Origin of the sequence: Edaphovirga cremea, from assembly GCF_003332275.1 — a bacterium.
In the GTDB taxonomy this organism is placed as follows: Bacteria; Pseudomonadota; Gammaproteobacteria; order Enterobacterales; family Enterobacteriaceae; genus Edaphovirga; species Edaphovirga cremea.
In genome coordinates, this window is sequence record NZ_QOVA01000004.1 from 173,077 (window position 1) to 196,133 (window position 23,057).

At 49.8% G+C, this 23,057-nt stretch carries 18 protein-coding genes; 4 read left to right on the forward strand and 14 right to left on the reverse strand.

The window, feature by feature from the left end; all coding sequences use genetic code 11:
• Nucleotides 1-6: 6 nt before the first annotated feature.
• From DRI82_RS07810 to DRI82_RS07865, 12 genes are all read right to left on the reverse strand, one after another.
• The gene (locus tag DRI82_RS07810) at nucleotides 7-783 is read right to left on the reverse strand and encodes a CDP-diacylglycerol diphosphatase (protein ID WP_114192942.1); all 777 of its coding nucleotides are present in this window, start codon (nucleotides 781-783) and stop codon (nucleotides 7-9) included.
• Between the two features lie 124 nt (nucleotides 784-907).
• A complete protein-coding gene (locus DRI82_RS07815; protein ID WP_114192943.1) occupies nucleotides 908-2,230 on the reverse strand; it encodes an MFS transporter in 1,323 nt (440 codons plus the stop codon).
• A gap of 329 nt (nucleotides 2,231-2,559) precedes the next feature.
• Entirely contained in the window at nucleotides 2,560-3,582 is a 1,023-nt protein-coding gene (yhjD, locus tag DRI82_RS07820; RefSeq protein WP_114192944.1) for an inner membrane protein YhjD, read from the reverse strand.
• A 245-nt stretch (nucleotides 3,583-3,827) separates the two neighbouring features.
• Nucleotides 3,828-4,949 (reverse strand): GNAT family N-acetyltransferase, encoded by a 1,122-nt coding sequence (locus DRI82_RS07825; protein WP_114192945.1) that lies wholly within the window; start codon nucleotides 4,947-4,949, stop codon nucleotides 3,828-3,830.
• Between the two features lie 101 nt (nucleotides 4,950-5,050).
• The gene (locus tag DRI82_RS07830) at nucleotides 5,051-5,989 is read right to left on the reverse strand and encodes a LysR family transcriptional regulator (protein WP_114192946.1); all 939 of its coding nucleotides are present in this window, start codon (nucleotides 5,987-5,989) and stop codon (nucleotides 5,051-5,053) included.
• Between the two features lie 248 nt (nucleotides 5,990-6,237).
• Nucleotides 6,238-7,368 carry a CfaE/CblD family pilus tip adhesin gene (locus DRI82_RS07835; protein WP_157968026.1) on the reverse strand — a complete coding sequence of 377 codons (1,131 nt, stop codon included), beginning with the start codon at nucleotides 7,366-7,368 and terminating at the stop codon, nucleotides 6,238-6,240.
• A gap of 135 nt (nucleotides 7,369-7,503) precedes the next feature.
• Nucleotides 7,504-8,634 (reverse strand): CfaE/CblD family pilus tip adhesin, encoded by a 1,131-nt coding sequence (locus tag DRI82_RS07840; protein ID WP_157968027.1) that lies wholly within the window; start codon nucleotides 8,632-8,634, stop codon nucleotides 7,504-7,506.
• A gap of 4 nt (nucleotides 8,635-8,638) precedes the next feature.
• Complete coding sequence (locus DRI82_RS07845; RefSeq protein ID WP_114192949.1) at nucleotides 8,639-11,326, reverse strand: TcfC E-set like domain-containing protein; 2,688 nt, start codon at nucleotides 11,324-11,326, stop codon at nucleotides 8,639-8,641.
• 79 nt (nucleotides 11,327-11,405) lie between these two features.
• Nucleotides 11,406-11,933: a CS1 type fimbrial major subunit gene (locus tag DRI82_RS07850; protein WP_114192950.1), complete on the reverse strand. Its 528-nt coding sequence runs from the start codon at nucleotides 11,931-11,933 to the stop codon at nucleotides 11,406-11,408.
• A 124-nt stretch (nucleotides 11,934-12,057) separates the two neighbouring features.
• Complete coding sequence (locus DRI82_RS07855; RefSeq protein ID WP_157968028.1) at nucleotides 12,058-12,783, reverse strand: fimbria/pilus periplasmic chaperone; 726 nt, start codon at nucleotides 12,781-12,783, stop codon at nucleotides 12,058-12,060.
• Between the two features lie 525 nt (nucleotides 12,784-13,308).
• Nucleotides 13,309-14,661, reverse strand: a complete 1,353-nt coding sequence (gene gorA, locus DRI82_RS07860) for a glutathione-disulfide reductase (protein WP_114192951.1) — start codon at nucleotides 14,659-14,661, stop codon at nucleotides 13,309-13,311.
• A gap of 131 nt (nucleotides 14,662-14,792) precedes the next feature.
• Nucleotides 14,793-15,635: a 23S rRNA (adenine(2030)-N(6))-methyltransferase RlmJ gene (locus DRI82_RS07865; protein ID WP_114192952.1), complete on the reverse strand. Its 843-nt coding sequence runs from the start codon at nucleotides 15,633-15,635 to the stop codon at nucleotides 14,793-14,795.
• 402 nt (nucleotides 15,636-16,037) lie between these two features.
• Here DRI82_RS07865 and prlC point away from each other — a divergent pair, with 402 nt between their 5' ends.
• The 3 genes from prlC to DRI82_RS07880 all read left to right on the forward strand — a co-directional run bounded on the left by prlC (nucleotide 16,038) and on the right by DRI82_RS07880 (nucleotide 19,848).
• Entirely contained in the window at nucleotides 16,038-18,080 is a 2,043-nt protein-coding gene (gene prlC / locus DRI82_RS07870) for an oligopeptidase A (protein WP_114192953.1), read from the forward strand.
• Nucleotides 18,081-18,089: 9 nt separating this feature from the next.
• On the forward strand, nucleotides 18,090-18,836 hold the full coding sequence (rsmJ, locus tag DRI82_RS07875; protein ID WP_114192954.1) for a 16S rRNA (guanine(1516)-N(2))-methyltransferase RsmJ: 747 nt from the start codon (nucleotides 18,090-18,092) through the stop codon (nucleotides 18,834-18,836).
• A gap of 169 nt (nucleotides 18,837-19,005) precedes the next feature.
• Complete coding sequence (locus tag DRI82_RS07880; protein ID WP_114192955.1) at nucleotides 19,006-19,848, forward strand: MerR family transcriptional regulator; 843 nt, start codon at nucleotides 19,006-19,008, stop codon at nucleotides 19,846-19,848.
• Between the two features lie 124 nt (nucleotides 19,849-19,972).
• On the opposite strand, the gene uspA is transcribed toward DRI82_RS07880, so the two are convergent.
• Complete coding sequence (gene uspA / locus DRI82_RS07885; RefSeq protein WP_114192956.1) at nucleotides 19,973-20,410, reverse strand: universal stress protein UspA; 438 nt, start codon at nucleotides 20,408-20,410, stop codon at nucleotides 19,973-19,975.
• A 571-nt stretch (nucleotides 20,411-20,981) separates the two neighbouring features.
• Between uspA and uspB the strand changes: the two genes are divergently transcribed.
• A complete protein-coding gene (gene uspB / locus DRI82_RS07890; RefSeq protein WP_114192957.1) occupies nucleotides 20,982-21,317 on the forward strand; it encodes a universal stress protein UspB in 336 nt (111 codons plus the stop codon).
• A 91-nt stretch (nucleotides 21,318-21,408) separates the two neighbouring features.
• On the opposite strand, the gene pitA is transcribed toward uspB, so the two are convergent.
• A complete protein-coding gene (pitA, locus tag DRI82_RS07895; RefSeq protein WP_114192958.1) occupies nucleotides 21,409-22,908 on the reverse strand; it encodes an inorganic phosphate transporter PitA in 1,500 nt (499 codons plus the stop codon).
• Between the last annotated feature and the right edge of the window lie 149 nt (nucleotides 22,909-23,057).

A 23,057-nucleotide genomic window follows, 5' to 3' on the forward strand; every position in this document is an offset into this window, starting at 1 on the left:
CCTGCGTTATGCCGCTGGCGGGAGATCCAGGACTGCGCAACGATGGTCCTGAATCTCTTCGACAGAGGCCAGATTCAGGGTCAGCAGATTACGTTGACTCGCCAGCAGCAGGAATTCCCCCCCAGGGACGACAGTCATTGCCAAACCGAAGTGCCCCATATTTTCCCTGGCTTGCGGCACCCCCTCTGCCAGAAGCCTGAATGCCCCTTTGGTATTTAGCTCTTGCGCACTGACCCTGCGAGCCAGATAAGCGTGACCGCGCAGTTTTTCCGGCAAAGGTTGCCAGCGATAGCTGAGTTGCCCGGCCTGTGCGCTTAATTGATTTTTCACTTCAGGTAGCAAGCATGAGATATGGATGTGTAATTGATTTTGCGTACGCCCCCATTCAGAGTTTATTGCCAAGGAAATATTGCTGTCATCGATGGGCATACCGCGCTTTTCTGCCATAAAATGCCGCGCCTGCCAAGCCAGGGAAAAGAAGTTGGGTGTTTCGACCTTAAGAAGCTGCGGGCTTTCCATACCGGTTATTTTAGCGCTGGGTATCAGCAGATACTGTAGCGGACCGTTGCGATCTTTCAGTACCACAAACCCCGCGGGTTCATCGACCTGCGCACAGGGCAGCGGTTTTCCCGTTGCACGCTGATTTGGCAGGCATTGTTCGCTGAGGATATGCCAGAGCACATCGGGATGGGAAGGATGCGGCCAAAAACGGTAGACAGCCGCTGAGGCGAGGATCAGCAGTAAAAACCCCAGGGTAAAAAACAGGCGACGTTGACGGAACATGGAGGATTTTTCTCAGTGGAGATAACTGTTACGCAGCATAGAGGCGGTAGCAATGTCATTCCAATGAAAAATTGATGAAGCAGGAAATAAACCGGCGCTGCAAGAGGCAGCGCCGTGAAGGACTTTACAGTGATTCGTGGCGTGTTTCTTTCGACAACAGCAGCGCAATCAGCGTGATGGTCGCCATGGAAGCCAGATAGAGACCCACATAGAACAGACCATAATTGGTCGCCAGCCAGGTGGCGATATACGGCGCTACCGATGCGCCGAGAATCGAGGCGAAGTTATACGAGAAAGAGGCGCCGGTATAACGCACTTCGGTGGGAAACAGTTCCGGCAGCAGCGCACCCATAGGGCCGAACGTCATCCCCATGATGATAAAGCCGATCACCAGAAATGCCATAACCAGCACCGTAGAACCTGAACCCAGCAGCGTTGGGAAGCTCAATGCAAACACAATCATCAGCATCGTCACGCCAATCATGGTTTTGCGACGGCCAAAACTGTCTGCCATCTGTCCGGCAACGGGTACCAGCAGACCAAACCCAATCACGCCAAGCATCAGCATCAGGAGGAAGTTGTTACGCGTATAACCGAGCCCCAGCGGTGGCGCGGTCGTGCCGTAGGTCAACGAATACACTGTCATGATATAGAACAGCGTATAGGTTGCCAGCATGATGAACGTTCCCAGAATGGTCGCTTTCATATGTTTGCTGAATAGCGTGCCAATCGGGATGCGCACCTGCTTACCGGCCTTGGCAACTTTGGCGAAGATCGGCGTTTCATGCAGGGAGACGCGGACATACAGGCCGATCAAAACCAGAACCGCCGAGAGCAGGAACGGGATACGCCAGCCCCAACTGATGAACTGTTCGTCAGTCAGCAACCATGAGAGCAGCAGGAACATCCCGTTGGCGAAGAAAAACCCGATGGGGGCTCCCAACTGTGGGAAGGAACCATAGAGCGCACGCTTATTCGCCGGCGCATTTTCCGTTGCCAGCAGCGCCGCGCCGCCCCATTCACCGCCCAGTCCCAGACCCTGGCCGAAGCGGGCCAGTGCCAGTAACAGCGGGGCAAACACGCCAATAGTTGCATAACCGGGCAACAGGCCGATCACTACGGTAGAAATCCCCATGGTGAGCAGCGAGGCAACCAGCGTCACTTTTCGGCCTACGCGGTCACCGAAGTGGCCGAACACCGCAGAACCGATCGGGCGGGCGATAAAGGCGATGGCAAATGTCGCCAATGATTGCAATGTGGCTGCCGTCGGATCGCCCTGAGGGAAAAAGATATGCGGAAACACAATGACTGCTGCGGTGGCATAAATATAAAAGTCAAAAAACTCGATAGCCGTCCCGACCAGCGAGGCAATAATGACTTTGCTACGCGAGTTGGTTGGAATAGATTCTGATTCTGAATCAACAGGTTGAGTGATGCTGGCTTGCATAAATGTTTCTTATTGATAATTTCTGAAAAAAATCATCTTAAAGCACAGTAAACAGCAGGATCAATGGGGTCACTTTGTGGCTATTGGCAATAAAACGTCCAAAAAGGACAATCTCTGTTGATTCGACTTTTTCGCCATTCATAAGTTTGATGTATGGATTAAATTCAGAATAACACACTGTAAAATTAAAAAATAAAAGCATCGCTTTAGTCAGATATGCTGGTTTTTACGCTGGCATACCTTTTGTATCGGAATGATACACTGGTTATTTGCCTTAAAAATAGCGTGAAACACCAGTCACGCGGAGATGACTGGTGTGTTAGCAAGGTCTAGGCAGATTTTCCACGACCTGGTTCAGGCATGGTTTCATCACCTTTATATTTCGCGGTCGCAATCCAGGCAGCACAAAATAGCGTCAGGCGAGCGAAAAAATAGAAGAAGGCCATCAGTCCGATAACTGAACCGAAGGCGGCACCTGAGGGGGAACTCGCCAACCGTGGCAGCATCATGGTCATCACAAATTTGATCGCTTCAAAGCCAATTGCTGCGATCAATGTTCCGCGCAGCAGGGCTTTCCTCTTCGGTTTATGGCGGGGCAGAATCCAGAATATCCAGAGGAATAACAGGTAATTGGCGGCAATCGAGATGGTGAGCGCAATAATGGTCATCACCGGGCGCAGCCATTCAATGCCGCCCAGACCGAGCGCATCAACGATGGTCTGCTGTGCCGAACCGGCGATGGATGTCAGCGACAGCGTGATAATAAGTGCGATAACCAGACCGGTAAGTGAAATAAAGTCACGGACATAGCGGGAAAAGATCTTTTCCTTATCTTTCGGATTGCGTTCCCAGACATCGCGGGATTGCGCGTGGATGGCTTCCCGCAAATTTCCCATCCAACTGATGCCTGAATACAACGCAATAAACAGCCCGGAAATCCCAACGGCAGTACGCTGCTGAATGGCCGTGTTCACGGTGCTTTTCAGGGTCGATGCCAGCGCAGGATCGCTGATGCTATTGACGATTTTGTTGATCAGCTCGGCCAGCAGGTCGGGGTTGGAGGCCAACACAAACCCGACTGCGGCGAAGGAGACCATCAAAATCGGAATCAGCGACAGGAAGGAGAAGTAAGTGATCGCAGCACCAAACTGGCTGCCCAATCTGTCGTTGAATCGATCGGTGGCACGAATCAGATGGGCCACGGCAGGCCAGGCCTGAATCCGCGAGACCAGCCGTGAAAAGGTGGACAATGTTTGATCCACTTTTTGATTGCCGGTTTTCATGGTGATCAGTGGTTTTTCGCTGTTTTCACTGTCAGGCGTATCCGTTTTTTTTTCTGCAACAATAGGCATTAATCAGCAGTTTCCTTAGCAAGACAAGAATAATTCCTGAATAAATTATAGCTGACATGGCGGCAGGCGTGGCCTTGCGCGAAAACGAGCGGTTACTCCATGTACGTTTTCATTATACCCGTGACAGCGGAAGGCGCGGTCTGAAACATCGACTCCAGTTGATTCATCAACCAACTCTATTGTGCGAATTAATGAGACAGTGAAAACCATTATGCCGTATTTATAAGTGTAAATTGATGTACTGGTTAGCCCCGGCGGAAGGGAAGGGATAATCGCGCTTCTTCCGCCCATGCACGAACCGCAACCTGCTCTTGCGCCAGAAAGTCGGCGACAGCCAGATGCAGGCCGGGATGACGCAGATAGTGCCAGGAGTCAGTCAGGACGGGTTCAAAGCCGCGAATCAGTTTATGTTCACCCTGCGCCCCCGCATCAAAGCGTGCCAGCCCGTTGGCGATGGTGTAATCCATCCCCTGATAAAAGCAGGTTTCGAAATGCAGCCGATCGAACTCGGCCAGACATCCCCAATAACGGCCATAAAACGTGTCGCCCCCAATCAGGCTGAATGCCATGGCGACGGGTTTACCGTGTTGATTAGCCATAACCACGCGCAGGGTTTCGGGCATGCGTTCTGCCAGCAAGCTGAAAAAATCCCGCGTTAAATAGGGTGTCTGGCGTCGCACAATATAGGTGTTGGCATAGCTGGCGTAGATAAAGTCCCACTGCGCTTCGTTGATCTGCGCGCCCTCAAGCCATTCAAACTCGATGCCCTGCTCCGCAACCTGCTGGCGCTCTTTGCGCATCTGCTTACGTTTGCGCGAACTAAGCGTATCAAGGAAATCCTGAAAATCCCGAAAGCCGCGATTGTGCCAATGGTACTGACAGCCCAACCGACGCTGCCAGTGTGGTTGCCCTTCAAATAACCGGTTGGCGTGGGGATCGGTGAAATTGACGTGAGCGCTGGATAAGGCGTGCCGCGCAAGATAGTCCGGCAGATTCTCCAGGAGTTTTAGCGCCGCAGTTTCATCCCCCAATAGACGCGACCCGGTGACTGGACTGAAGGGAACGGCACCCAGCCATTTGGGATAGTACTCAATGCCCGCCCGTTGGCAGGCTTGCGCCCAACCCTGGTCAAAAACATATTCTCCATAAGAGTGCCACTTCCGGTAGCCGGGAATGGCCGCCACACACTGGCCGTTTTCGATCCACAACAGATGTTCGGCTCGCCAACCCGAATAGGGGCCGAGACTGCCGCTGTCTTCCAGCGCAGAGAGAAAAGCGTGGCGCAGAAAAGGCTGGCCGACAGGCACCAGAGCATCCCACTGGCTGGCAGGGAGATCCGCCAGACGACCCAGCGACGTTAAGGGCATGGTGTTTTCCTCTCACTATCTGATTTATAACGGAATCTGATTTATAACGGAATCTGATATGCAACGGCAGCTGATATGCAACAGAACCCTTGCAGTGAACGCTATTGTAGGGAAACTTTGGTTATTGATTCCATCACTTCCAGAAGCCGAACAAAGTTTGTATTAGACAGCATGCTTTTATTGTAGGCAATATAATGATCTACAGGGTCAAAATCAAAGTCGCAGGTTAATTTTTTCAAGCCAAGACTTTCACCGATTTCTGCATAAAACCATTCGGGAATAAGGCTGATTTTGTCTGATTTTGCTGAAACTGAAGCATTTACCATAATGGAACTGCTTTCAAAATTAAAATCTCTTTCTCCGAGATATTCCATTATTTTCCTTTGCGTGCGTAAAAGTCCCAACGTTTTAACGTTCAGAAACGTTGATGGCTCATTTTTCATGATCTCTTTTGTCAGAACTTCATTCACTCTGGGATGCTTATTACTACTTACAGCGATGATCTTATCGCTGAGATACTTCTTGGTAACGGTTGAAAACGCATAATAGGGTTGAGTATCAAACACAATGTCTGCTTTGCGATGTGCCAGAATATCCTCGCCGGAATTTAATGCCGAATCGGCAGAGATATGCTCAATATTGCATTTTAACTCACTGTTGTCTAACGCGGCACACAGATCAGGTAAAATACGCTGAGCAGCATACGTTGAAGAGTAAATAACGAATCTACTGTGTTCACTATTTGAGGTAAAATTAAGGATTTTATCGACGAGACCACCTAATTCATTGCCGATCAATAAATGAAATTTGATTGCCGTTGTCGTAGGTACCAGTTTCTGTCCGTCACGTACAAATAAAGGGTCAGATAAACGTTGGCGTAGTTTATTGAGGGACTGACTGACAGAGGAACTGCTCATGTTAAGTTTTTCTGCTGCTAACTTCACACTGCTGAAAATAAAGATGACTTCAAATTCTATCAGTAAGTTTAAGTCAAAGAATTTAATTTTTTGAAGATTCGAAGGGACGGGTTTTCCACTCATGATAGTCCTTATAAACGCGAATGAATTTTGAACGAACGATAGGTAATGTCTAAATTTTTACAAATTCAGAGCATTACCCATAAGTGAGTTTGTTTTGTTATAAACGTTTTCGAATTATAGTCTAATGGTGGGATTTTTCTGTGATATAGGCAGTTTTAGTGGCTCTGATTATGTGGTTGTTTTTTTAAGATTAGGATGAGTGACGCTCCCCTTGAGAATGGGGAGCGAGGGAAAGAAAACCCATATCGTTAATCGACGCTCAATGTCGTCGGAGTAAACGTGACAGTCAATGTCCCTTGATAGAAACCCTCATTTTTATCCATCACGTTGAATTTATCGACGCTCAATATCAGAGGGGTCGGTACACAGAGTACGGGATAACGCATATTCGGCAGACGCACGGGCCGGATCTCGCCGTTGTTAATATTGGTTAATGTAATGTCCTGATTGTTGGCCACGTCAATCAATCCGCCTCCGCCGTTACTGCTGGTAGGGGCCTGCATCTGTACATGATAATCAATCCGATCGACAGCTTCGTCTGTCGTCGCCTTATCGCGGTAAATGGAAAAATCTTTAGGGTCGCGGCCTGGGGCCGATCTGCCCTCATCCTTGAGCGTGACGTCATAGCGGGTGCTGTTGGCGTTATAGCCATCATACAAACACATATCCAGCGAAGTGACGTCCTGGGCATAGGCATTGCCATCAGGAGCACCACGCGGATGCAAATCGAGTTCGACCAGCGGAGCCGCTTCCCCGTAGGCGGGCAGATAAATATCGGCATGATTTTTGTCGGTGGCGCTCAGGGTGATATGGGCTGTATATTCAGCGAGATATACGTTATTGGCGTCAACGAGCTGAAGTTTAAGTGTGGCTTCCCAAACACCGCCGACAGGCAGTTTACCCAGCTCACTGCCGGGAAGAGTAACGGTCAAAAATGAAGTATTTAAAGGTTGACTGTAGCAATATACATTAAGGTGGCCCATTGAATTCATTGGATATGGACCCTGCCAATTACAGCCACCACCAGGTAATCCTTGATATTTAGTCCCTTGCAGAGTCAGCACCTGTTTCATCCCTGAACGTTTCTCAACAAATTGGACATTGATGGGGGTACTTCCGGATGTATTCCCTGTCATCTCTGCCGCACATGCTCCCATCACGGGATCTGAGTTGCTATGGCACACCCAGCCGTAATACGATCCTGCTATATCACCCGGAGTTTGCATACCCGCTTCGTTATTCCAAATGCTTATATTTGATGACGGTGGCGACATCAGGTCATACTGTGGGGGACTGATGGTGACATCAGAGCTTGCCCAGACCTGCCCTGCACCCAATAAACAGCCCAGTAAGATTATGTATTTTTTGAAGTTTGTCATTGAGTTACCGGTTTGACGCCGTCTCCATTTCATTCGTTCTTTTCATCTTGACTACGGCCAGGTCACGAACGCTGTTTGGCATCGCTTGCAGTGTTATCGACTGGCATGTTGACGAGGGAAAGAAAACCCATACCCTTAATCGACGCTCAATGTCGTCGGAGTAAACGTGACAGTCAGTGTCCCTTGATAGAAACCCTCATTTTTATCCATCACGTTGAATTTATCGACGCTCAATATCAGGGGGGTCGGTACACAGAGTACGGGATAACGCATATTCGGCAGACGCACGGGCCGGATCTCGCCGTTGTTAATATTGGTTAATGTAATGTTCTGATTGTTGGCCACGTCAATCAATCCGCCTCCGCCGTTACTGCTGGTAGGGGCCTGCATCTGTACATGATAATCAATCCGATCGACAGCTTCGTCTGTCGTCGCCTTATCGCGGTAAATGGAAAAATCTTTAGGGTCGCGGTCTGGCGCCGATCTGCCCTCATCCTTGAGCGTGACGTCATAGCGGGTGCTGCTGGCGTTATAGCCATCATACAAACACATATCCAGCGAAGTGACGTCCTGGGCATAGGCATTGCCATCAGGAGCACCACGCGGATGCAAATCGAGTTCGACCAGCGGAGCCGCTTCCCCGTAGGCGGGCAGATAAATATCGGCATGATTTTTGTCGGTGGCGCTCAGGGTGATATGGGCTGTATATTCAGCGAGATATACGTTATTGGCGTCAACGAGCTGAAGTTCAAGTGTGGCTTCCCAAACACCACCGACAGGCAGTTTACCCAGCTCACTGCCGGGGATAATTACAGTCAAAAAAGCAGTATCATAATTGCTACCGTAGCAATTATGGGCGGCGTATCCAACTGAATTCATTGGGAATGGGCCAAACCAATTGCAACCGCTGCCAGGTAGTCCTTCATATTTAGTCCCTTGCAGAGTGAGTACCTGTTTCATCCCTGAACGTTTCTCAACAAATTGGACATTGATTGGGGTACTTCCGGATTTATCATCTGTCATCTCTGTCGCACACGCCCCCGTTACGGGATCTGAGTTGCTATGACACACCCAGCCGTAATTCGATCCTGCTATATCGCCTGGGGTTTCTATACCCTGTGCGTTATTCCAAACAGTGATATCTGATGACGGCGGCGACATCAGGTCATACTGTGGGGGATTGATGGTGACATCAGAGCTTGCCCAGACCTGCCCTGCACCCAATAAACAGCCCAGTAAGATTATGTATTTTTTGAAGTTTGTCATTGAGTTACCGGTTTGACGCCGTCTCCATTTCATTCGTTCTTTTCATCTTGACTACGGCCAGGTCACGAACACTGTCTGGCATCGCTTGCAGTGCGATCGACTGGCATGTTGACGAGCCAACGTAACGCACGACGAGGCGCTGCTTTTTCACGTTTAACGGGCACTGGTAAAAATTCTCACCCGAGATCAAATACAGTGCTGCCGATTTGGTGCTTAACTCAGCGGTAAAGCTACCGTCTTCCGAGAGCAACAACATTTTGCTGTTGATCCCAAGAATCGGGTTTGCTTTTGCGGCAATAGGCAACAGTAGATTGCCGATATACCCATAGCTGTGATCTACGGACACCTTCCGGCGGCTCAGTTTGCCCGGCAGTAGCAAGACATCGCGTGCGCCAGCCCCCGTCAGCAACTCTGTGGTGCTGCCACCTGAATTGACACTGCTGCTGTCGCGAACCTCCACGCTACCTTCTTCAAAACTTGCCAGGGGCAGCAAGGCGCTTCTACCCGCAGTGAGGTGAACAAGGGCGCTTCCCGAAGCCTGCGCATCAACCTGGGTACTGTTGTCATCGTCATCAATGTTATCGACATTCACCACCACACCCGACGCAGGGTCACCCGTGCCTTGCCCGCCCCAGTAAATACCGTGGCGACTCACTGCAACGGTGGAATTGTATGAACCACTGAATGCCGTAGTGTGATCGTTATCCTTGGTGTCATAACTGTCTGACAAGGTGCCGGTCAAATTACCGTACTGACCATCCACCCGACCGGTGACCGCACTATCAACCGTATCCGTGTTGATTCCCCCCGCCTGAAGTTCGAGTTCACGATGGCTGTTCTGGTCGTCATACCAGGTGTGCGAGACGTTATAAGATGTTTGGTTACCGTCGTTATGACTGCTGCGGTAGTTAACGTCCAGATTGGTCGTCTGGCTTTTACCTGCTGAGTCCTGATGTGGTGACTGCGAGAATGACAGGGAGACATAGATGCCATTATCGCTGTCTTCGTAGCCGTCATCATTACGGTGAAACGCGCCAAGCGTAGTACTCATTACCCAGTCTCCGCGGGTAAAAGAATGTGAACCGCTGAATTGATAGGTGCGTGACGTGGAATTCTCCGTAGTCTGGTTCAGCATATTGTCTTCAAACGACTTATCTGATTGATACGGCGTTTCTGTATCCGCGTGGTTTTGGGATTGTATATAACCCAGTATCAGGTTCCATCCCTTGACGTTGTAGTTGACCGTCGCATTGATACTTTCATAGCACCCTAACGTGTTGTAATCATTGCTGTCATTGTTTTGGGTGTCGTTACATTGATCGCCGGATGTGCGATAACGGTAAAAACTGAGTGTAGGCCAACTGTTTTTGGAGTAGGTGATCTGCTCGCTGTCTCCCCGCATGTCTTCGTCACCGCGATAAACATTGCCGGACAGTCCCAGGGAGCCAAGCGCATTCTGATCAACGGAGTAATCAAGCCCGACTTCTATCGATTTTTGGTTGTCGACCGAGGCTACCCCAACGGTGTTGTTAAGGGTTGCTGCCAGCGGGATGCGAAATCCAGCCTGAAAGGCAGACCCCTTTTGCTCGTCTTCGTCGGTGTCACTGATACGGCCACCTTGTAAAAACCACTGTATGTGACCGTCGCTAAGGCTCCCGGTCTTGGTAAAGGCGGAGATTTCGGTACGTACAAGCTGGTTACTTTCATAAATACGCAACTGCACGCTGTAGCTGCCGTTGGGAAAGTTGGACGTATCTATATTCTGGTTGCCCGCCGAGAGATAGAAAGTCCCCAGGAGCTGGTTGTTACGATAGGCGTCTACACGGGAATTTCGTGAAAGCAATACCGTCACGGGCGTTCCCTGGCTGGCTTCGGCTTTATTGAGATAACTCAGGGTACTCCCTACTCGCATGCCGTCAATTGCCCCCAGCGGGAGAAAGGTGAAAGCGAAATTACCGCCCTGCGCATTGAACAGGGTGCGGTTATCCATGCGACCTAATTGCGTATAGAAACGTTGGTTAATATCATAGCGGTAGTACAGATCGCTGACATCCGCATTATTTTCATTCTCGTCGTCATCTTGCGACGCATCAAAAGACCAGTGGGCGCCAATATAACTGTTATCCGTGACTCCCAGAGCCCCTACGCCTTGCAGGTACAGACTTTTATAATCGCCTTGTGACACCACATTGAAATTTTGTTCATGGATAAGGGCATTTTCAACATTATTAGTGGTCGGGGTAAGGTAGAGATTTTGTTCATTATTGTTGGGAAGCCAATCCTTACGCAGAAATAATGTAACACTATCTTCGCTTTCATCATAAATAGCAGCGACAGAGTCGGTTTGTAAAAAACCGCACCCTGCATTTTTTTGCAAATAACCACAACTGTCTTCACCATGGCGTGCGAGTGGTGCAGACAGACCTTGCAGCAAGGTTTGATATTCTTTATCCAGGGGTTTTATCGACAGGCCCAATGCAGCCAAGACTTTATCTGGCTCTGAAAACTGTACATTATCAAGGCTGACTATGGCATCAAATCTACCAACATGTTTCCCTGCCAGAATAACATCAACAGATTCTTGTTCGCCGCGCGCGAGTATTTCAAATCCGGGCGGTATTTTCGTCGATGCATCACAACTGCCCGATCCTATTACGGATAAGCATAAAAGAGCCAGTAGATTTCTACGCATATGAATATCAGTGGTATCGAGGTAAGAAAAAGAAATGAAATAATTGCCCCCTCATCGTATGGGGGGCAATCAATTATAATTATGCGCCGGTAGCAGTATCCTGATACAGGTACAGACTTACCACACCTGCATAAGAACCTGTTACCTGCGCACCCGGTACTTTCTGAGAAATAACCAACGGCTCAACGATCGACCCTGTGGTTGTACCAACGTCACCATTCGGGAACAGTTGCAAAACCGTCAATCCTTCGGTATCGGAAGTAGTGAGGACTTTACCGCCATAGGTGACTTCCAGGGGGATCTGAGTGTTGTTGCCGGAAGTATTGGTCAGAAGAGGATCAGTAGCCAGTTGCACATGGATATTGCCACTGTCAGTCGTTGTCGCATTTGACCAGATTTTAGTTTGCAGAGTTACCGATGCCAGCCCAGTACCTGGAAAGTATTGCATGGCAACAGAGGTGGGTAGTGCAGTATTATCAGACTGTGTCATATCAAGTGATGAATCGATATTGGCAGTCACGGTGATATTTTTATCCAGGGCCAGCGCCGAGGCAGAGGCTGTTAAAAACAGTACAGCGATTAATGGTTTTACGAGTGAGTGTTTCATGGGTATATCCTTGTGATGAACGACGTCGTTCTTGGGTTTAAAATAGGTTACTATTAAAGAATTTTTGTTATTTACTCTAACGTCTCATCCTGGACACGGTAAATATATCTGACATCTTCCGTGATTATGGAAGGTCAAATTCTATAGTGTTATCGCTTGTTTTCTTGATCCAGTCGTTATATTTCAGTACGACATGGTTATATCCAGAATCCTTGGGAAGAGAGTAAGAACCATCCGGGAATATATTTTTATTCTCTTCAATCCAATGACACTGGTTATTTTTCTGACCGGGAAGACAAAGGCCAACCCCGGTAATTTTAACTCGCTGTGTACCTTGATTCATCACTTGATGATGATCGGGTGACAGCGCTAAATTGATTGTTGGTGTGACAGGGGGAGCACTGACGAGTACGCCCCAGACCAGGCTGACACTAAGGTGCGTTGCCACGCTCGTTTTTTGCGTCGCGCTCTCATCGCCATCAGGGGATGGAACACCTTCAAACTTCACGCGATACATGACTTCTTTTTCCGTGGGTTCCATGGAAATCATGCGTACCAGTTTGCTGGATCCGCCCGGTATGGCAAAGAGCGGAGGCATTACAACCAATGCACTGGCATCTTTGGTCGAAACGGGTATTTCTTTTTCCTGGGGTGTCCCGGGCTGATCAATTTTGTATACGGTTGTTTTAATGAATTGCACGTCATTGGATTTAGATATAATCCGAACGCTGCCTTCCCCTTTATTATCCAGGCCCAGAGCCATAGGGTAGACGGTCATATTGGCATGTGCGCAATTTAAAAATAGCGAGGCCAAAAGTAATGATGTGAGTCGAGAAAATTTAATTTTCATGTTGTTTACCAATAAGTACGTATTCCAGAGGGTTTGTATAATGAAATCGAATAGTGTTTCATTTGTGTTAGTGCGAAGTTGGATGATAATGAGTGTGAATCATTACAGCCATATCCTTAATTGAGAAAAAACCTCATGACGTATGCGATATTTCAATAATATCCATTCCGTCAAAGGTAAAATTTATTTCATACATTTAAACACTGTGTATGGGGGGCAATTATCCATTTATGGACAGCTTAAGATACACTCAAATCGAAATAATAAAGTTTCAAATACTAAATAATTAGGATTTTTAGTATTAAGTCTTTTCTGGATAAGGTTTTTTTGCGGGACGAACGAACAGTAGCGTGATGGGAAGCAAATGAATCAGGGAGTCCATCCATGTATCGGCGGACACTTTCGCAGCAACATTGACGTTTGTGAGAGAACAATAGGCATAAAAAAAGTCAGGAGACTTATGCCCCTGACCTGAAAGAAAAAATGCAGAAAGTGATCCGTTGTGTAAGCGCTTTTCCTACACAATTATCTCATGGTAACGAATTCTTCAGCGGCAGTCGGGTGGATCGCCACGGTGTTGTCGAAATCTTTCTTCGTCGCGCCCATTTTTATCGCTACGGCAAAGCCTTGCAGGATCTCGTCCATGCCGAAACCGATGCCGTGCAGGCCAACGATTTTCTCTTCTTTGCCGACACACACCAGTTTCATGCGGCAAGGCTGACGGTGCTGCGTTACTGCGCTGTACATGGCGGTAAAGGATGACTTATAGACTTTGACTTCATCGTCACCGAATTTCTCTCTGGCTTGCGGTTCTGTCAGGCCAATAGTGCCGATCGGTGGATGGCTGAACACCACGGTCGCGATGTTGCTGTAGTCCAGATGTTCTTCGGGTTTGTTGTTGAACAGGCGCTCAGACAGGCGGCGTCCTGCGGCAACGGCCACCGGGGTCAGTTCAACCGCACCGGTATTATCGCCAACGGCATAAATGCCTTTGACGCTGGTATTCTGATATTTATCAACGTCGATATAACCTTTGCTATTGGTTTTGACACCGGTCACGGCGAGATTGAAATTGTCGGTGGCAGGTTCACGACCGATCGCCCACACCAGGCAATCAACGTTGAACTCTTTGCCATTGTCGAGTTGCAGGGTCAGGCTGCCGTCGGCATTTTTCACGATGGCTTTAGGAATGGATTCGGTATGCAGCGCCGGGCCTTCGGTATTCATGACTTCGACCAGCGTTTCAACAATCATCGGGTCAAAGGTGCGCAGCGGTGCATGCTTGCGCACGAACAGATGCGTTTCTGCACCCAGTGCGTTCAACACACCGGCGATTTCGACGGCAATATAACCTGCGCCGACAACCGCAACGCGTTTTGGCATCGCGTCGAGATCAAAAAAGCCGTCTGAATCGATGCCGTATTCTGCGCCAGGAATATCCGGGTGGCTTGGGCGTCCGCCAGTGGCGATCAGAATATGATCGGCAGTAATTTTTTCGCCATTCACTTCAACGGTATGCGCATCAACAAAACGTGCAAAACCTTTAATCACATCCACTTTATTTTTACCGAGTACGTTGTCATACGAAGTGTGGATGCGATCGATATAGGCGGTACGGTTGGCGACCAGTTTTTTCCAGTCAAAGGCATTTACGGTGGTATCAAATCCATAGTCTGGACCGTATTGGTGAATGGCCTCTGCGATCTGCGCCGCATGCCACATCACTTTTTTCGGTACACAGCCCACGTTAACGCAGGTGCCGCCAAGCTCTTTGGCTTCAATCAGCGCGCATTTCTGGCCGTACATGGCCGCCCGGTTGATCGATGCGATACCGCCGCTGCCACCGCCAATTGCCAGATAGTCGTAATGTTTCGTCATCAGGGTTTTCCGTGAGTTGAGGATTCAGAAGAGGATAGAGTTTAACGCCAGATGCTGCATTGTCGCAAAGTTTGCATCAATGATTGTGATAGGTGAAGGTAGCCGGAGCAGGACACCCCGGCTTGAACGGCTTATTCAGGAACAACCCATTTGACCAGGGTATGGCCTTTACCGGACGGAACCAGCACCTTGTGCAGCCAGGGCAGCACATTATTCATTTGTTGTTCCAGTTTCCACGGCGGATTGATCACAATCATGCCGGATGCGGTCATACCGCGCTGATCGCTGTCAGGACGCACGCCGAGCTCGATTTGCAGAATACGACGAATGCCCGTCGCTTCCAGTTCGCGGAGCATTTTCTTGATCTGTTGGCGCAAGACTACCGGATACCACAACGCGTAGGTGCCGGTGGCAAAACGCTTATGGCCTTCCTGAATCCCTTTCACCACATCCTGATAATCCGTTTTCAATTCATAAGGCGGATCGATCAGTACCAGGCCGCGACGTGACAACGGAGGCAGTTGCGATTTCAACTGCTGATAGCCGTCGGCACGCAGCACTTTACTGCGATCGTCTTTGAGGAATTCATTGCGCAGCAGCGGATAGTCGCTGGAGTGCAGTTCGGTCATATGCAGCTTGTCATACTCACGCAGCAACTGGCGGGCAATCAGCGGTGAACCCGGGTAATAGCGCAACGACTCGTTTCGGTTGAAATACTTCACTACACTCATGTAGGCGTTCAGTTCTTCCGGCACATCGTCGCGTTGCCAAATTTGAGCAATCCCTTCCAGATATTCACCGGTGCGCTCGGCATGCTCACCGCTGAGTTGATAGCGACCAGCGCCAGCGTGAGTATCCAGATACAACAACGGTTTCTCTTTTTCTTTCAGAGATTCGATGATCAAACTCAGGACGGTATGTTTCAGGACGTCGGCATGATTACCAGCATGGAAGCTGTGGCGATAACTTAGCATAGTGTTGTGTGCTTTCCGGTGTTATTGATGTTTACAGTAAAATCAGTAAGTTACCGAAAATTTATACTGTGTTGGTGAGGCAGTTCATGCGCTTTCCCTGGGCGCAAAAACGCTTATGGCGGCCAGTATAAACTGTCTGGCGGCTAAAAAGTGAAAAGCGTGACAAATAGGCAGGCTAAAACATTCTCAATGTTGACAAACAGGTCGCCGGAAATTTAACTCCAAAGACTTCATTGGCAAGACGCACAACAGTTGAAAACCCACAGAAGAGAACGCGATCTTCTCTCATTAGGCATTTCCAGCCATTGATTTTCCCCTCTTTTGACCTCATGTTATTTATTCATCCGCATTCACGGCGTGCTGCGTGAGCTCCATGCCCAAAACGATAATCAGGACTGCCCTATGACAAATCCGTTATTGACCCCGTTCTCCCTGCCGCCGTTTTCTGACATTCGTCCTGAACATATTGTTCCTGCTGTGAAGTCCGTTTTGGATGAAAGTCGCCAGACTATCGAAAAGGTCGTGGCACAAGGTGGGCCCTTTACCTGGGAAACCCTGTGCCAGCCATTGGCGGACAGTGACGATCGCCTGAGCCGGATCTGGTCGCCAATCGGCCACCTTAACTCGGTGAAAAACAGCCCGGAACTGCGCGTCGCCTATGAAGAAGCGCTGCCGTTGCTGTCGGAATACAGCACGTGGGTGGGTCAGCATGCCGGTTTGTATCAGGCTTACCGCGATTTGAAAGAGGGTGAGCATTTCGCCAGCCTCACTGCACCGCAGAAAAAAGCCGTAGAGAACGCCCTGCGTGATTTCGAGCTGTCGGGCATTGGCCTGTCGCCAGAAAAACAGAAACGCTATGGTGAAATCTCCGCACGTCTTTCCGAATTGGGTTCGACGTACAGCAATAACGTGCTGGATGCGACGATGGGCTGGAGCAAACTGATTACCGATGAAGCGCAACTCAGCGGTATGCCGGAAAGCGCGCTGGCTGCGGCTAAAGCCATGGCGCAAGCCAAAGAACAGGATGGCTGGCTGCTGACGCTGGATATTCCAAGCTACCTGCCGGTTCTCACGTACTGCGACAATCAGGCACTGCGTGAAGAGATGTATCGCGCCTACGGTACCCGCGCCTCCGATCAGGGGCCGAATGCCGGTAAATGGGACAACAGCGAAGTGATGGCCGAAGAGTTGGCACTGCGTCATGAGCTTGCACAATTGCTGGGATTCAACTCTTATGCTGAAAAATCGCTGGCGACCAAAATGGCCGAAAGCCCGGCGCAGGTCATCGATTTCCTGAATGATTTGGCGAAACGCGCCCGTCCACAAGGTGAGCAGGAACTGGCTCAACTACAGGCTTTTGCAAAAGAGCACCACGGCGTAGAGACGTTGGAAGCCTGGGATTTAGCCTATTACGGCGAAAAACAGAAACAGCATCTGTTCTCGATCAGCGATGAGCAATTGCGCCCATATTTCCCGGAGCAGCGGGTATTGAGCGGTTTGTTTGAAGTGGTCAACCGTATTTACGGTATCACCGCCAAAGAGCGTAAAGGTGTCGATGTCTGGCATCCGGAAGTGCGTTTCTTCGATTTGTTTGATGAGAGCGGTGATTTACGCGGCAGTTTCTATCTGGATCTGTATGCGCGTGAAAACAAACGCGGCGGTGCCTGGATGGACGACTGCGTGGGTAGCTTGCGCAAAGCCAATGGCGAACTGCAAAAACCCGTGGCTTACCTCGTCTGTAATTTCAACCGGCCAATCGGCGACAAACCGGCCCTTTTCACCCACAACGAAGTGACGACGCTGTTCCATGAATTTGGTCACGGCTTGCATCACATGCTGACCAAAATTGATACGGCTGGCGTATCGGGTATCAGCGGTGTGCCGTGGGACGCGGTCGAACTGCCGAGCCAGTTTATGGAAAACTGGTGCTGGGAGCCTGAGGCGCTTGAGTTTATCTCCGGCCATTACCAGACCGGCGAACCGTTGCCGCAAGAGATGCTCGACAAATTGCTGGCTGCGAAAAACTATCAGGCTGCGCTGTTTATCCTGCGTCAGCTCGAATTCGGCCTGTTCGATTTCCGCATGCATTATGAATACGATCCGGCAAAAGGCGCGCAAATCTTGCAAACGTTGGCCGAGGTGAAAAAACAGGTCGCGGTGGTTCCATCGCCGAGTTGGGGCCGTTTCCCGCACGCGTTCAGCCATGTTTTCGCTGGAGGCTATGCGGCTGGCTATTACAGCTACCTGTGGGCAGAAGTCCTGTCGGCGGATGCTTTCTCGCGCTTCGAAGACGAAGGTATTTTCAACCGCGAAACCGGGCAATCGTTCCTGGATAATATTCTGTCCCGCGGGGGTTCTGAAGAGCCGATGGAGTTGTTCAAACGCTTCCGTGGCCGCGAACCGCAACTGGATGCTATGCTGCGCCATTACGGAATTAAAGGGTAATAGTGCCGCGTGAGCATCTGTTTATTATGTGAAGAAGGCGCCGACCCCGGCGCCTTATCGATTTTGGCCGCTCGCTGGCAGTTGGCGTCTGATGACAACGCGCTGATGGCGCTGGTATTGACGCCTGAACGGCTGGAGCTGCGCAAGCGCGATGAGCCGAAACTGGGTGCCATTTTCGTCGATTTTGTGACGGGTGCAATGGCGCACCGGCGGCGTTTTGGTGGCGGACGCGGAGAAGCGGTTGCCAAGGCGGTGGGTATTAAAGGCAGTTATCTGCCGGATGTGGTGGATGCTACCGCCGGATTGGGTCGTGATGCCTTTGTTCTGGCTGCACTCGGGTGTACGGTGCGTATGCTGGAACGTAATCCGGTGGTTGCCGCACTGTTGGATGATGGTTTGCAGCGTGGTTATCGGGATGCGGAGATTGGACCCTGGTTGCAGCAGCGTTTAACGTTATTGCACGCCTCCAGCTTAACGGCGCTGGCCGATATTGCACCTCGCCCGCAGGTGGTTTATCTGGATCCCATGTATCCCCATCGGCAGAAAAGTGCGTTGGTGAAAAAGGAGATGCGGGTATTTCAATCGCTGGTTGGGCCGGATTTGGATGCAGACGGTCTATTGGCACCGGCTCGCGCATTGGCGACCAAGCGGGTGGTGGTAAAACGCCCTGACTATGCCCCTCCACTGGCCAACGTCCCGGCGCAAGCCGCAGTAACGACAAAATCGCACCGTTTCGACCTCTATACTCCGCTTTAAAAACAGCCCGCAGAAATGTTGATTAGTGAGACCCGGGATTAGTCTTAGGTCGAGCTAAGTCAAACTATTGTCGTTTACTACTGAAATTGCACAACAAATCCTATACAAATTGGTTGATTTAACTTATAGATTCCAATTCTATACAATTTATCAATGCTTCGGAGAGTTTATGTCGGCATACAGCATAGAAGTTATTGCCGGACTTTGTGGAGTGAATCCAGTAACACTGCGCGCATGGCAGCGCTACGGGTTACTTAATCCCGTTCGCAATGACAAGGGACAACGCTTCTACAACGACGAGGATCTGTTTCAGGCGCATCTTATTCTGGAATGGTTGTCGAAGGGAGTCCCCATAAATCAGGTCCGCGGCATTATCGCGGGTGAGGTTGATAATATTGAGTTGGGGTGGCAGACGCAGAGAAAAGAGCTGTGTGAGCTGTTGGATCCCCCACAGCCAAATAAATTACGTAACCTGTTGTGGCGCTTTGGGCGTGAGTATCCGGGGCGGAATCTGGTCAATGATATATTGCGGCCGATACGCAAGAGTTTATCCTCAGCAAAACCTGCAGGGTGGCAACAGCAGGCGAGCGTGTTGGATTGCGCCATTATTGAATATGCCACGTTTGCGTTGACCACTGCGCGCAAGCATTCCGGTGCGAGGGTACTGTTGGTGGCGTGGAATAACCGCAGCAGCATTGAGCTGTGGTTGGAGTCCATCCAGTTGGTCAGTGAAGGGTTGCGCGTGGAGCTGATTCCACACCCGGTATCCTGGCCGGATTTGACCCAATTCGAGATGGATCATTATCTGCTCTGGTCGGACAAACGGCTGAGCGAGGTACAGCAAGCGCTATTCGATGACTGGTTGAAGCAAGGTCTGCCGGTAATGTTGGTAGGTAAAGTCACCCAATTGAAGAAAAAAGCCGCCACCCGAGCCGTTGCCCAACGGGTTGGCAAGCTGGTGACCGACGGATTGAGAAGGGAAGCGCAGTCGTCCCCGCAATCTGAAACCTGAGCGCCGCCAGATCGTGTTCTAGAAAAATTGCTTATAAAATAATGTCTTGGCAGAGACAGAAATGCCCGCCAGTTTTAATGGCGGGCGTTTTGTTTATCGGGCTATTCCCTCAGGAGAGGCTGAATCAGTCGTCATCTTCATCTTTCAGCGGCACAATCAACATATCGATATGTACCGTGTTGATTAACTGGCGAGCTGAAGACATCAGCTTGCTCCAGAAATCCTGATGGTGTCCGCATAGCACCAGGTCCACATCGTATTTTTTAATCGCATCTACCAACACTTGAGCCAAATCCCCGCTTCCACTGAGTGTTTCAGAGATCGGGTAGCCAGCATTCTGCGAAAGTTCGGTCAGCGCGTGATGGGTCTCTTCTGAAATACGTTTCTGCATGTCACCAAGATTGACATCAATCAGACCGGTATACAGATCGGAATAGTTAACATCGACGTGGATCAGGGAAACTTTGGCATTGTAAGGTCTTGCCATTGAAACCGCTTTTTCCACCAGGATCTTGCTTTCCGGGGACAGGTCAACAGCAATAAGAATGTGCTTGTAAGCCATAAGAATACTCCTTCCATAAAGTCGTTAAAAAATTGCGAAGTAAATGTCGTAACGATGTTGTCTGATTCTAACATTCAGCAATGCAATTGAAGTGTCGTTAGGATCACAACCTCCCAACACAAACTATAAGCCCTTCATATCTCTTCTTTTGTTTTACACCCTGTAAAGGGGAAATCCAATAATTACCGTCACAATATCGCGATCAGCCTACATTTGCGCAGGCATCATTAAGTATAGCTTTCTAAATGAGCGCCAGGTGAAACCTGCAGTTTTTGACCGGGTACTGAGTGCAACCGCATTGTGTACACGGATGTCATTGACAGAATGAATAACAGGATGTAGTGATAAATTATTAATCGCCCTCTCTCTTTCTCGTTTAGTTTTCTACACTGAATAATGAGTGAGTGAATTGCGGGGTATAAGCAGGCGCTTGCGAGTGTTGAAAAAAGAGTTGCAGGGGGTGGGTGATGGTAGCCCTGGTGGTATCGGGCACGTGAGGCAGAGGTAGGCGTAGAAGCCGCGGGTGGGAGAGGGTGTTACCCGCAGGCCGTATTGCCTTAAGGGGGGAAGCATGATCAGTACTGTTGCGCTGTTTTGGGCTCTGTGTGTGGTATGCGTGATTAACATGGCGCGTTACTATTCTTCTTTGCGGGCGCTGCTGGTGGTTTTGCGGGGGTGCGATCCACTGCTATATCAATATGTTGATGGTGGGGGATTCTTTACTTCGCATGGTCAACCCAGCAAGCAGATCAGGCTGGTGCGTTATATCTTTTCCCAACGCTATCTTGATCATCACGATCCGGAATTTATTCACCGCTGTGCACGCGTAAGGGGGCAGTTCGTTCTGACCAGTGCGCTGTGTGGGTTGGTGGTCATCAGTCTTATGGCGATGATGATTTGGTACTAGTCTGGCGACAGACGGGCAGAAAAAAGGCGGCTCCTGATTGGGCCGCCTTTTGCTATCTAACTCCCTACAACCTATCTGCTTCTGATCACAATCAGATAAATTGCAGTGAAATCCAATACAGCACGCCAGAAAGAACGATGGAAATTGGCAGGGTCAGTATCCAGGCCAACAAAATGTTCTTCACGGTTTTGCTTTGTACGCCCCCACCATCAACAATCATAGTCCCGGCAACGGCAGAAGAGAGTACATGGGTAGTGGATACCGGCATACCCGTATAACTGGCTACACCTATGGAGATGGCCGCGGTCAACTGGGCAGATACGCCCTGCGCGTAGGTCATTCCTTTCTTGCCAATCTTCTCACCGATGGTGGTTGCAACACGTTTCCAACCCACCATGGTACCCAGCGACAGTGCCAGCGCAACGGCAACGATGATCCAGGTTGGTGCGTACTCAACGGTTTCCAGCAGATCGCTACGCAAGTCATTCAGGAAGCGCTGGTCTTCTACTGAGGTCTCCGGCAGCTTGGCGGCTTTCTCTGCGGTATCCGCAACGCACATCAGCAAGCGGCGCATATGGTTGCGCTGATCAACTGTGAGTTCGCTGTAACTTTGCAGATTGGCCAGCAACGCCTGGGCTTTGCTTATGGCAATCCCGGCACGTGACGTATCACAATGGAACTCGGCCGGAGTATCCGGAGTTGTTTCTTCCGGAGTAGGGACCAGCGGAGTCTGTGCAATAACGTGCGGCAATGTTTCAGTGTGGCGTTGATAAAATTGCTCAAGATGGGTGACAGCATCGCGGGTGCGTGTGATGTCATAGCCAGTCGCATTCATATTGAGCACGAAACCCGCAGGTGCCACGCCAATCAATACCAGCATAATCAAACCAATACCTTTCTGACCATCATTGGCACCGTGAGAGAAACTCACACCAATGGCAGAAAGGATCAGTGCGATACGGGTCCAGAATGGCGGTTTACGTTTACCGTCAATCTTTTCACGTTCGGCGGGTGTCAAATGTATACGACGACGTTTTTTCGTACTGCTCCAGAAACGGCGCAGCACAAACACCATCAAGCCTGCCACGGCCATACCCACCAGTGGAGAGATGAGCAATGACAGGAAAATAGCGATCATTTTCGGTACGTTCAACGCATCCACCACTGAACTGTCAGTCATGATTGCATTGGTCAAACCGATACCGATGATTGCACCAATCAATGTATGGGAGCTGGACGCCGGCAAGCCGAAATACCAGGTTCCCAGATTCCAGATAATCGCCGCCAGAAGCATGGAAAAGACCATGGCCAGGCCGTGAGCGGAACCCACATTAAGTAAGAGATCGGTCGGTAATAAATGGACGATGGCGTAGGCAACACTCAAACCGCCGAGCATTACGCCAAGAAAGTTAAAGACCCCAGCCATAACGACCGCAACTTGCGAACGCATGGCACGAGTATAAATAACAGTCGCAACCGCGTTGGCGGTATCGTGGAAACCATTGATGGCTTCATAAAACAACACGAACAACAGCGCGAGTACTAGTAACAGGCCGGTTTGGAAATCCAGCCCAGCGAACAGATGTAGCATAAGCGTTACGCCAGTTTGTGGACATGAACGCGGCGCATTATCCGCGAGAATAGGGTGCGTGGAAAAGCAAAATATGACCTTTTCTTGACATAAGTTATGATGGAGGGCTCTCCTTATGGTCATTAATGATTAAAAATCATAAGGTTAAT

Excerpts from the sequence above, each read along its gene's own strand:
- DRI82_RS07810 (WP_114192942.1), bottom strand. The coding sequence starts at position 783 with ATGTTCCGTCAACGTCGCCTGTTTTTTACCCTGGGGTTTTTACTGCTG.
- DRI82_RS07815 (WP_114192943.1), bottom strand. The coding sequence starts at position 2,230 with ATGCAAGCCAGCATCACTCAACCTGTTGATTCAGAATCAGAATCTATT.
- yhjD (WP_114192944.1), bottom strand. The coding sequence starts at position 3,582 with ATGCCTATTGTTGCAGAAAAAAAAACGGATACGCCTGACAGTGAAAAC.
- DRI82_RS07825 (WP_114192945.1), bottom strand. The coding sequence starts at position 4,949 with ATGCCCTTAACGTCGCTGGGTCGTCTGGCGGATCTCCCTGCCAGCCAG.
- DRI82_RS07830 (WP_114192946.1), bottom strand. The coding sequence starts at position 5,989 with ATGAGTGGAAAACCCGTCCCTTCGAATCTTCAAAAAATTAAATTCTTT.
- DRI82_RS07835 (WP_157968026.1), bottom strand. The coding sequence starts at position 7,368 with ATGACAAACTTCAAAAAATACATAATCTTACTGGGCTGTTTATTGGGT.
- DRI82_RS07840 (WP_157968027.1), bottom strand. The coding sequence starts at position 8,634 with ATGACAAACTTCAAAAAATACATAATCTTACTGGGCTGTTTATTGGGT.
- DRI82_RS07845 (WP_114192949.1), bottom strand. The coding sequence starts at position 11,326 with ATGCGTAGAAATCTACTGGCTCTTTTATGCTTATCCGTAATAGGATCG.
- DRI82_RS07850 (WP_114192950.1), bottom strand. The coding sequence starts at position 11,933 with ATGAAACACTCACTCGTAAAACCATTAATCGCTGTACTGTTTTTAACA.
- DRI82_RS07855 (WP_157968028.1), bottom strand. The coding sequence starts at position 12,783 with ATGAAAATTAAATTTTCTCGACTCACATCATTACTTTTGGCCTCGCTA.
- gorA (WP_114192951.1), bottom strand. The coding sequence starts at position 14,661 with ATGACGAAACATTACGACTATCTGGCAATTGGCGGTGGCAGCGGCGGT.
- DRI82_RS07865 (WP_114192952.1), bottom strand. The coding sequence starts at position 15,635 with ATGCTAAGTTATCGCCACAGCTTCCATGCTGGTAATCATGCCGACGTC.
- prlC (WP_114192953.1), top strand. The coding sequence starts at position 16,038 with ATGACAAATCCGTTATTGACCCCGTTCTCCCTGCCGCCGTTTTCTGAC.
- DRI82_RS07880 (WP_114192955.1), top strand. The coding sequence starts at position 19,006 with ATGTCGGCATACAGCATAGAAGTTATTGCCGGACTTTGTGGAGTGAAT.
- uspA (WP_114192956.1), bottom strand. The coding sequence starts at position 20,410 with ATGGCTTACAAGCACATTCTTATTGCTGTTGACCTGTCCCCGGAAAGC.
- uspB (WP_114192957.1), top strand. The coding sequence starts at position 20,982 with ATGATCAGTACTGTTGCGCTGTTTTGGGCTCTGTGTGTGGTATGCGTG.
- pitA (WP_114192958.1), bottom strand. The coding sequence starts at position 22,908 with ATGCTACATCTGTTCGCTGGGCTGGATTTCCAAACCGGCCTGTTACTA.